The organism is Pseudomonas kitaguniensis, assembly GCF_009296165.1.
In the GTDB taxonomy this organism is placed as follows: Bacteria; Pseudomonadota; Gammaproteobacteria; order Pseudomonadales; family Pseudomonadaceae; genus Aquipseudomonas; species Aquipseudomonas kitaguniensis.
Genome location: NZ_VUAZ01000171.1, coordinates 1 through 8,183, shown reverse-complemented (window position 1 = coordinate 8,183; position 8,183 = coordinate 1). Strand labels below are relative to the sequence as shown.

The following is an 8,183-nucleotide window of genomic DNA, read 5'->3' as shown; positions in this document are numbered from 1 at the left end:
GTGTGTCAGGCCCGAAATAACCGACTGACACACCGCCATCGGGAGCAAGCCCCCTTCCACATTTGACCTGGTTTCCATCCCATTAGCTCAGTCGACTACCGAGTCGTCACGGGCGCACCAATCGTCTGAATCCGTCATCTACCTGTCAACGTTGACAGTAGTCGTGCCCGTGTCTTCGTAGTTAGATCAAGTTGTGATGCCGCACATTGGGCGCGGTGAGTTGAATCAGTCAGGGAGAGTTATCATGGCGACAGGCACGGTGAAGATGTTTAACGAGGCAAAGGGTTATGGATTTATTGCTCCAGAGGGTGGTGGGCACGATGTATTTTTACATCACACAGATATCCAAATCTCAGGCGTCAAGACTCTCGCGGAGGGGCAAAGGGTGTCGTACGAGATGGGTACCGATCCAAAATCTAAAGCACCAACGGCTAAGAACGTAACGCCGATTTAAGCATTGATCAGCGATAAAAACTTCCCCGGTATCCTCTAACGCAAAAGTTGGAAGGCTTCTTGCAATACCGCCTTCAGGACGCCTCTCAGCGTCAAAACTTTGCTTCAAGGAACACGAGGAATACCGGTGGTAGATCGCTCTCAAATGCTCAACACGGCCCGTGGCACCCTGACTGACCTGTCGCGGGGCAATTTGGGTGTGCCGTTGTTGTTGCTGGTGATGCTGGCAATGATGATGTTGCCGATGCCGCCGTTCCTGCTCGATGTGTTTTTTACCTTCAACATTGCCCTGTCGGTCGTTGTGCTGCTGGTCTGTGTGTACGCGTTGCGGCCGCTGGATTTCGCGGTATTCCCGACCATTCTGCTGATCGCGACCTTGCTGCGTCTGGCGCTGAACGTGGCCTCCACGCGGGTGGTGATGCTCCACGGGCAAGACGGCCACGCCGCCGCCGGTAAGGTGATCCAGGCCTTCGGTGAGGTGGTGATCGGCGGTAACTACGTGGTCGGTATCGTGGTGTTCGCGATCCTGATGATCATCAACTTCGTGGTGGTCACCAAGGGCGCCGGGCGGATTTCCGAGGTGAGCGCGCGGTTCACCCTCGACGCGATGCCCGGCAAACAAATGGCCATCGACGCTGACCTCAACGCCGGCCTGATCGACCAGAACCAAGCCAAGGCCCGCCGCCTGGAAGTGGCTCAGGAAGCCGAGTTCTACGGTTCCATGGACGGTGCCAGCAAGTTTGTGCGCGGCGACGCCATCGCCGGCTTGCTGATTCTGTTTATCAACCTGATCGGCGGTATGGCGGTCGGTATCTTCCAGCACGGCATGACTTTCGGCGATGCAGGCAAGGTGTATGCCCTGCTGACCATCGGTGACGGTTTAGTGGCGCAATTGCCATCACTGTTGTTATCCACAGCTGCGGCGATCATGGTGACGCGTGCTTCGGGCTCCGAAGACATGGGCAAACAGATCAGCCGGCAGATGTTCGCATCGCCCAAGGCGCTGGCCGTGGCAGCGGGCATCATGGCGGTCATGGGCATCGTGCCGGGCATGCCGCATATCTCGTTCCTGAGCATGGCGGCCATGGCGGCCGGCGGTGCTTACCTGTTCTGGCGCAAGCAAAACCAGGTCAAGGTTCAGGCCCAGCAAGAAGTTGCCCGCCAGCAGGATTTGCTGCCATCGCCGGCCCGCGCCCAGGAAACCAAGGAGCTTGGCTGGGATGACGTGACCCCGATCGACATGATCGGCCTGGAAGTCGGCTACCGCCTGATTCCAATGGTGGACCGCAACCAGGGGGGCCAGTTGCTCGCGCGGATCAAGGGTGTGCGCAAGAAGCTGTCGCAGGATTTGGGCTTCTTGATGCCCACTGTGCATATCCGCGACAACCTCGACCTGGCCCCGAGCGCCTACCGCCTGACCCTGATGGGCGTGATCCTCGCTGAAGCCGAGATTTACCCCGACCGCGAGTTGGCAATCAACCCCGGCCAAGTGTTCGGCACGCTCAACGGGATAACCGCCAAAGATCCGGCTTTTGGTTTGGAAGCGGTGTGGATCGAAATCAGCCAGCGCAGCCAGGCGCAGTCGCTCGGTTACACGGTGGTGGACGCCAGCACTGTGGTCGCTACCCACCTCAACCAGATTCTGTACAAGCACTCGCACGAGCTGATCGGCCACGAGGAAGTCCAGCAATTAATGGGCTTGCTGGCCAAAGCGTCGCCAAAACTCGCCGAAGAACTGGTGCCGGGCGTGCTGTCGCTGTCGCAGTTGCTTAAGGTGCTGCAGGCGTTGCTTGCCGAACAGGTGCCAGTACGCGACATTCGCAGCATTGCCGAGGCTATCGCCAACAATGCTGCCAAGAGTCAAGATACCGCCGCGCTGGTGGCCTCGGTGCGCGTCGGTTTGTCCCGCGCAATCGTGCAAAGCATTGTGGGGGTTGAGTCTGAGCTGCCTGTTATCACCTTGGAGCCAAGGTTGGAACAAATATTGCTCAATAGTATTCAGAAGGCAGGACAAGGCCAGGAAGAGGGCGTTCTGCTGGAGCCAAGCATGGCTGAAAAGCTGCAGCGTTCGTTGATCGAAGCCGCACAGCGCCAGGAAATGCAGGGCCAACCGGTGATACTGCTGGTGGCCGGCCCGGTTCGGGCGATGTTGTCGCGGTTTGGACGTTTGGCAGTACCGAATTTGCACGTTTTGGCTTATCAGGAAATTCCTGACAATAAGCAAGTGACTATCGTCGCGACAGTAGGGCCCAATGGCTGAGGTAGTGGGTTATGCAAGTTAAGCGTTTTTTCGCCGCCGATATGCGTCAGGCCATGAAGCTGGTTCGTGATGAGCTGGGCGCCGACGCCGCGATTATTGGTAACCGCCGTATTGCTGGCGGTGTCGAGCTGACGGCTGCCCTGGATTACACACCTCAGGCGCTGGCGCCGCGCGTGCCGAACATGGAGCTCGAAGACGAGTTGCGCAAGACCGCCTCGCGTATCGTCTCGGCTCAGGCTGAGCTGAGCATGCGTGGCGACAGCGATACCACCACCAACCGTCAGTTGTTCGCCGGCCTGCCGCTGACCGCTGCCGAGCCGCTGGTTGAGCCGACGTTCAAAGAGCCGCCGCGTCCTGCTGCGCCAGCCCCGGCTGCCGCCGTTGACCAGCGCGCGCTGGATTCGATGCGGTTTGAACTGAATGGCCTGCGCGAGCTGCTCGAAGTACAGCTTGGCTCGCTGGCGTGGAACCAGTTGCAAGGCAGCAAACCGCAACAGGCTAACCTCTGGCGCCGCCTGCAACGGATCGGCCTGTCAGGCCCGCTGTCGCGTGACCTGCTGGCGCTGACCACCTCCATTGAAGAACCTCGCCAGGCTTGGCGCATGTTGCTGGCGCACTTGGCGCGCATGATCGTTACCCCGGAAATCGAACCGTTGGAAGAGGGCGGTGTGATCGCCATGGTCGGCCCTGCCGGCATGGGCAAGACCACCACCCTGGCCAAGCTGGCGGCGCGTTATGTGCTCAAGTACGGCGCGCAGAATATCGCGCTGGTGAGCATGGACAGCTACCGCATTGGTGCCCAGGAACAGCTCAAAACCCTGGGCCGCATCCTCAATGTGACGGTCACCCATGTCGACCCGGGCCAGTCGCTGGCCAACGCGCTCGACCCGCTGCTGCGCAAGCGCGTGGTGTTGATCGATACCGCCGGCCTGCAAGCCAGTGACCCTGCGTTGCGCATGCAGCTTGAAAGCCTGGCCGGTCGCGGCATCAAGTCAAAAAATTACCTGGTGCTTGCAACCACCAGCCAGAAACAGGTTCTTACCGCTGCGTACCATAGTTACAAGCGCTGCGGCCTGGCGGGCTGCATCCTCACCAAACTCGACGAAACGGCGAGCCTGGGTGAAGTGTTGAGCTTGGCCATCAGTCATGAGTTACCGGTTGCTTACCTGACCGACGGGCCGCGGATCCCGGATGATTTACATCTGCCGCGCCGTCATCAGTTGGTCAGCCGCGCAGTCAGCGTGCAAATGCAAGAAGAGCCTAGCGAGGAAGCGATGGCCGACATGTTCGCCGACCTCTACCACAACCCCGCAAAACGGGTTGGTTAAGGGCTGGATGAACACCGTGAAATGTATCTACATCGATGGTCTGCAAGCGATTCACGCGGCCAAGCCATGTAGCCTGCGTCTAAGCAAGACAAGGTAAAGAAATAAAATGGGCAGCATGCATCCCGTACAGGTGATCGCGGTGACCGGCGGCAAAGGTGGCGTCGGAAAAACTAACGTGTCAGTGAATTTGTCCCTGGCCCTGGCAGAGCTTGGCCGTCGCGTCATGCTGCTGGATGCTGACCTGGGGCTGGCGAACGTCGACGTTCTGCTGGGGCTGACACCCAAACACACGCTTGCCGACGTGATCGAAGGCCGCTGTGAGCTGCGCGATGTGCTGCTGCAAGGCCCCGGCGGGATTCGTATCGTGCCGGCCGCCTCCGGCACACAGAGCATGGTGCACCTGAGCCCGGCGCAGCATGCCGGCCTGATCCAGGCGTTCAGTGACATTGGCGACAACCTCGACGTGCTGGTGATCGACACCGCTGCCGGCATCGGCGAGTCCGTGGTCAGCTTCGTGCGGGCCGCCCAGGAAGTATTGCTGGTGGTGTGCGACGAACCGACGTCGATCACCGACGCCTACGCGCTGATCAAGCTGCTGAACCGTGACTACGGCATGAACCGCTTCCGCGTGCTGGCCAACATGGCCCAAAGCCCGCAGGAAGGGCGCAACCTGTTCGCCAAGTTGACCAAAGTCACGGATCGCTTCCTGGATGTCGCCTTACAATACGTCGGCGCAGTTCCCTATGACGAGTGTGTGCGCAAGGCTGTGCAAAAGCAGCGTGCAGTCTATGAAGCATTCCCTCGTTCGAAGTGCGCTTTGGCGTTCAAGGCGATTGCCCAGAAGGTCGATACCTGGCCGCTGCCCGCCAACCCGCGCGGGCATTTGGAGTTTTTCGTCGAGCGATTGGTGCATCACACGAGCGCAGGTCCGGTGCTATGACATCCAGCGGCTACAACCTTTACAAAAAGTCGGCACGTGACAGCCAGGGCGAGTTGATCGAGCGCTATGCGCCCTTGGTCAAACGCATTGCCTACCACTTGCTGGCACGCCTGCCTGCCAGCGTGCAGGTTGAAGACCTCATCCAGGCCGGCATGATCGGCCTGCTCGAAGTGTCGACCAAATACGACGCGAGCAAAGGCGCGAGTTTCGAGACGTACGCGGGTATTCGTATTCGCGGCGCGATGCTCGATGAAGTGCGTAAAGGGGATTGGGCGCCGCGTTCGGTACACCGCAATACACGCATGGTCAGTGACGCAATTCGCTCAATTGAAGCAAAAACCGGTCGTGACGCTAAAGATCATGAAGTTGCGGCCGAACTCCAATTGAGTCTCGATGATTATTACGGGATTCTGAACGATACCTTGGGCAGCCGCCTGTTCAGTTTCGACGACCTGTTGCAGGACGGCGAACACGAAGGGCTGCACGAGGACGGCGCGAGTGCTCATCTCGAACCGTCGCGCGACCTGGAAGATGAACGTTTTCAGGGTGCGTTGGCTGAAGCAATTGCCAATTTGCCGGAGCGTGAGCGGCTGGTGTTGGCGCTGTACTACGACGAAGAGCTGAACCTCAAGGAAATCGGTGAGGTCCTGGGGGTCAGCGAATCGCGTGTCAGCCAACTGCATAGCCAGTGCGCGGCCCGCTTGCGGGGGCGATTGGGAGAGTGGCGCGCGCGCTGACAGGCAGTGTGGGGACACTGCAGCGCAACCAGGCGAAAGGTGTAACGCCTTTCGCGGATTCGTTCCGTGGTGCCCCGGCAGTCCTTTTTGTGTAACGCCTGTTGATTGAAATGGCGCGTCCAGGTGCTGGGCGCGTTTAAGACTGCTTGGAGGTCGAATTGGACAAGAACATGAAAATCCTCATCGTTGATGACTTCTCAACGATGCGGCGGATCATAAAAAACCTGTTGCGTGACCTTGGGTTCACAAACACGGTCGAGGCGGATGACGGCATTACGGCGATTCCGATCCTCAACAGCGGGAGCATCGACTTTCTGGTAACCGACTGGAACATGCCAGGCATGACCGGTATCGACCTGCTGCGCCATGTGCGCGCGGACGAAAAACTGCGCAGCTTGCCTGTGTTGATGGTCACCGCCGAAGCCAAGCGTGAGCAGATCATCGAAGCCGCTCAAGCTGGGGTCAACGGTTACGTGGTTAAGCCATTCACTGCACTGGCCTTGAAAGAGAAGATCGAAAAAATCTTCGAACGAATCGGTCAGTGATGCTGCCACGGGGGAGCTATGGAGCATAAAGAAACGTCACTGGGCGACTTTGAGTCGACCCTGAAAAAGCATGCTCACCAGTTGGTCGACAGCCTTGAAAAAGGCCACTTCGGCGACGCGGTGCAGTTGATCCATGAGCTTAACCAGACCCGTGATCGCGGCCTGTACCAGGAAGTGGGCAAGCTCACGCGCGAGCTGCACAGTGCAATCGTCAATTTTCAAATTGACCCGCACATGCCCCAGGCTGAAGAAATATCACAAATTACCGATGCCACAGAACGCCTGTCCTACGTGGTCAGACTGACTGAGGCGGCGGCCAACCGCACCATGGACCTGGTTGAAAACGCCACGCCCCTGGTCAATGGCATGGCCACCGAAGCGCAAGCCCTCAGCGTTGACTGGGGCCGTTTCATGCGTCGGGAACTGGGTGCTGAAGAGTTTCGTGAATTGGCCCGCAGGGTCGACGGGTTTCTGACGCGCAGCGAACAGGAAAGCCGTACGGTTTCCAGCAACCTCAATGACATTCTGCTGGCCCAGGATTACCAGGACCTCACCGGCCAGGTGATCAAGCGTGTGACCCAATTGGTCACCGAGGTGGAAAGCAACTTGCTCAAATTGGTGCTTATGGCAGGCCAGGTTGATCGTTTCGCCGGCATCGAACATGACCGCGAATCGATCCTCTCGGAAAAAGATCCACAAAAACATCTCGCCAAGGGTGAAGGTCCGCAGATTCATGCCGATAAACGTGAAGACGTTATGTCAGGTCAAGATGATGTTGATGACCTGTTATCCAGTTTAGGCTTCTAAGGAGCACCCACATGAGCTTCGGCGCCGATGAAGAGATCCTTCAGGATTTCCTTGTAGAGGCCGGCGAAATTTTAGAGCAACTGTCCGAACAACTGGTCGAGCTGGAAAGCCGACCAGATGATGCGAACCTGCTCAATGCAATTTTTCGCGGTTTTCATACTGTAAAAGGGGGCGCCGGCTTCCTCCAGCTCCATGAGCTGGTGGAGTGCTGTCACATCGCCGAGAACGTTTTCGACATCCTGCGCAAGGGTGAGCGGCACGTCGACTCGGAACTGATGGACGTGATTCTCGAAGCATTGGATGCGGTCAACGGCATGTTCAGTGAAGTGCGCGAACGTGCGCCGATCACTGCGGCTACCCCGGAACTGCTGGCCGCCCTGGCGCGCCTGGCAGAGCCTGCCGACACCACGGCTGCGCCGGTGGTGCAAGCGCCAGAGCCTGTGGCTGAGCCTGAAGCAGACGTGACGGACAGCGAGTTCGAGCAACTGCTCAACTCCCTCAGCGCGGTCAAGGCTGAAGCTGAAGCGCCACAAGCGGCTACTGCGCCTGCCACTGCGTCTGCAGCGCCGACCAGCGAAGACATTACCGACGCTGAGTTCGAATCGCTGCTCGACCAGTTGCACGGCAAAGGCCAGTTCGCGGCCGACGCGGTGGCGCCACCTGCCGCCCAGTCGCAAGCGCCTGCTGCTGCTCCTGCCGCTGCCAGCAACGAGATTACCGACGACGAATTCGAAGCGTTGCTCGACCAACTGCATGGCAAAGGCACGTTTGCGGCCGAAGCCTTGCCGGAAGTCGCCGCCACGGCCACGGCACCCGCTGCCAGTGCAGCTGCCAGTGCGCAACCGGCGGGCGATGGGTTGATCTCTGATCACGAATTCGAAGCGTTGTTGGACCAGTTGCACGGTAAAGGCAAGTTCACTGAAGTGGCCCCGGCTGTTTCGCTTGTGCGCCTCGGGTGTGCGCGATGAAACCCAGATTCATACGCACATGTGCTACAGCGAGTTTAACGATGTGATCGAGTCCATCGCGGCGATGGACGCCGATGTGATTACCATGAAACCTCGCGTTCGGACATGCAGTTGCTGGAGGCGTTTGAGGTGTTTGCTTACCCGA

7 protein-coding genes and 2 pseudogenes are annotated in these 8,183 nt (G+C 58.8%); all 9 read left to right on the top strand.

The genetic code is table 11. The features are described 5' to 3' along the window. Window positions 1-244: 244 nt before the first annotated feature. Complete coding sequence (locus F0169_RS24885) at window positions 245-454, top strand: cold-shock protein (RefSeq protein WP_152747902.1); 210 nt, start codon at window positions 245-247, stop codon at window positions 452-454. A gap of 144 nt (window positions 455-598) precedes the next feature. Next, window positions 599-2,713 carry a flagellar biosynthesis protein FlhA gene (flhA, locus tag F0169_RS24880; RefSeq protein ID WP_058413177.1) on the top strand — a complete coding sequence of 705 codons (2,115 nt, stop codon included), beginning with the start codon at window positions 599-601 and terminating at the stop codon, window positions 2,711-2,713. 11 nt (window positions 2,714-2,724) lie between these two features. Beyond that, window positions 2,725-4,041 (top strand): flagellar biosynthesis GTPase FlhF, encoded by a 1,317-nt coding sequence (gene flhF / locus F0169_RS24875; protein WP_058413176.1) that lies wholly within the window; start codon window positions 2,725-2,727, stop codon window positions 4,039-4,041. 106 nt (window positions 4,042-4,147) lie between these two features. Continuing rightward, window positions 4,148-4,981 (top strand): flagellar synthesis regulator FleN, encoded by an 834-nt coding sequence (gene fleN / locus F0169_RS24870; protein WP_058413175.1) that lies wholly within the window; start codon window positions 4,148-4,150, stop codon window positions 4,979-4,981. Then, window positions 4,978-5,718 carry an RNA polymerase sigma factor FliA gene (fliA, locus tag F0169_RS24865; RefSeq protein WP_058413174.1) on the top strand — a complete coding sequence of 247 codons (741 nt, stop codon included), beginning with the start codon at window positions 4,978-4,980 and terminating at the stop codon, window positions 5,716-5,718. The genes fleN and fliA overlap by 4 nt, the downstream gene beginning before the upstream one ends. Window positions 5,719-5,888: 170 nt before the next feature. Beyond that, window positions 5,889-6,263 (top strand): chemotaxis response regulator CheY, encoded by a 375-nt coding sequence (locus tag F0169_RS24860; RefSeq protein ID WP_161936704.1) that lies wholly within the window; start codon window positions 5,889-5,891, stop codon window positions 6,261-6,263. Window positions 6,264-6,281: 18 nt separating this feature from the next. Further along, window positions 6,282-7,070: a protein phosphatase CheZ gene (locus F0169_RS24855; protein WP_058413172.1), complete on the top strand. Its 789-nt coding sequence runs from the start codon at window positions 6,282-6,284 to the stop codon at window positions 7,068-7,070. A gap of 11 nt (window positions 7,071-7,081) precedes the next feature. Beyond that, window positions 7,082-8,011 (top strand): annotated as a pseudogene (locus F0169_RS24850) (Hpt domain-containing protein); the annotation flags it as partial. Then, window positions 8,001-8,183, top strand: a pseudogene (locus tag F0169_RS24845) (hypothetical protein); the annotation flags it as partial. The pseudogenes F0169_RS24850 and F0169_RS24845, both read left to right, overlap by 11 nt.

Bases quoted from the DNA above. Each gene is read 5' to 3' on its own strand.
- F0169_RS24885 (WP_152747902.1), top strand. From the start codon at position 245: ATGGCGACAGGCACGGTGAAGATGTTTAACGAGGCAAAGGGTTATGGA.
- flhA (WP_058413177.1), top strand. From the start codon at position 599: ATGCTCAACACGGCCCGTGGCACCCTGACTGACCTGTCGCGGGGCAAT.
- flhF (WP_058413176.1), top strand. From the start codon at position 2,725: ATGCAAGTTAAGCGTTTTTTCGCCGCCGATATGCGTCAGGCCATGAAG.
- fleN (WP_058413175.1), top strand. From the start codon at position 4,148: ATGGGCAGCATGCATCCCGTACAGGTGATCGCGGTGACCGGCGGCAAA.
- fliA (WP_058413174.1), top strand. From the start codon at position 4,978: ATGACATCCAGCGGCTACAACCTTTACAAAAAGTCGGCACGTGACAGC.
- F0169_RS24860 (WP_161936704.1), top strand. From the start codon at position 5,889: ATGAAAATCCTCATCGTTGATGACTTCTCAACGATGCGGCGGATCATA.
- F0169_RS24855 (WP_058413172.1), top strand. From the start codon at position 6,282: ATGGAGCATAAAGAAACGTCACTGGGCGACTTTGAGTCGACCCTGAAA.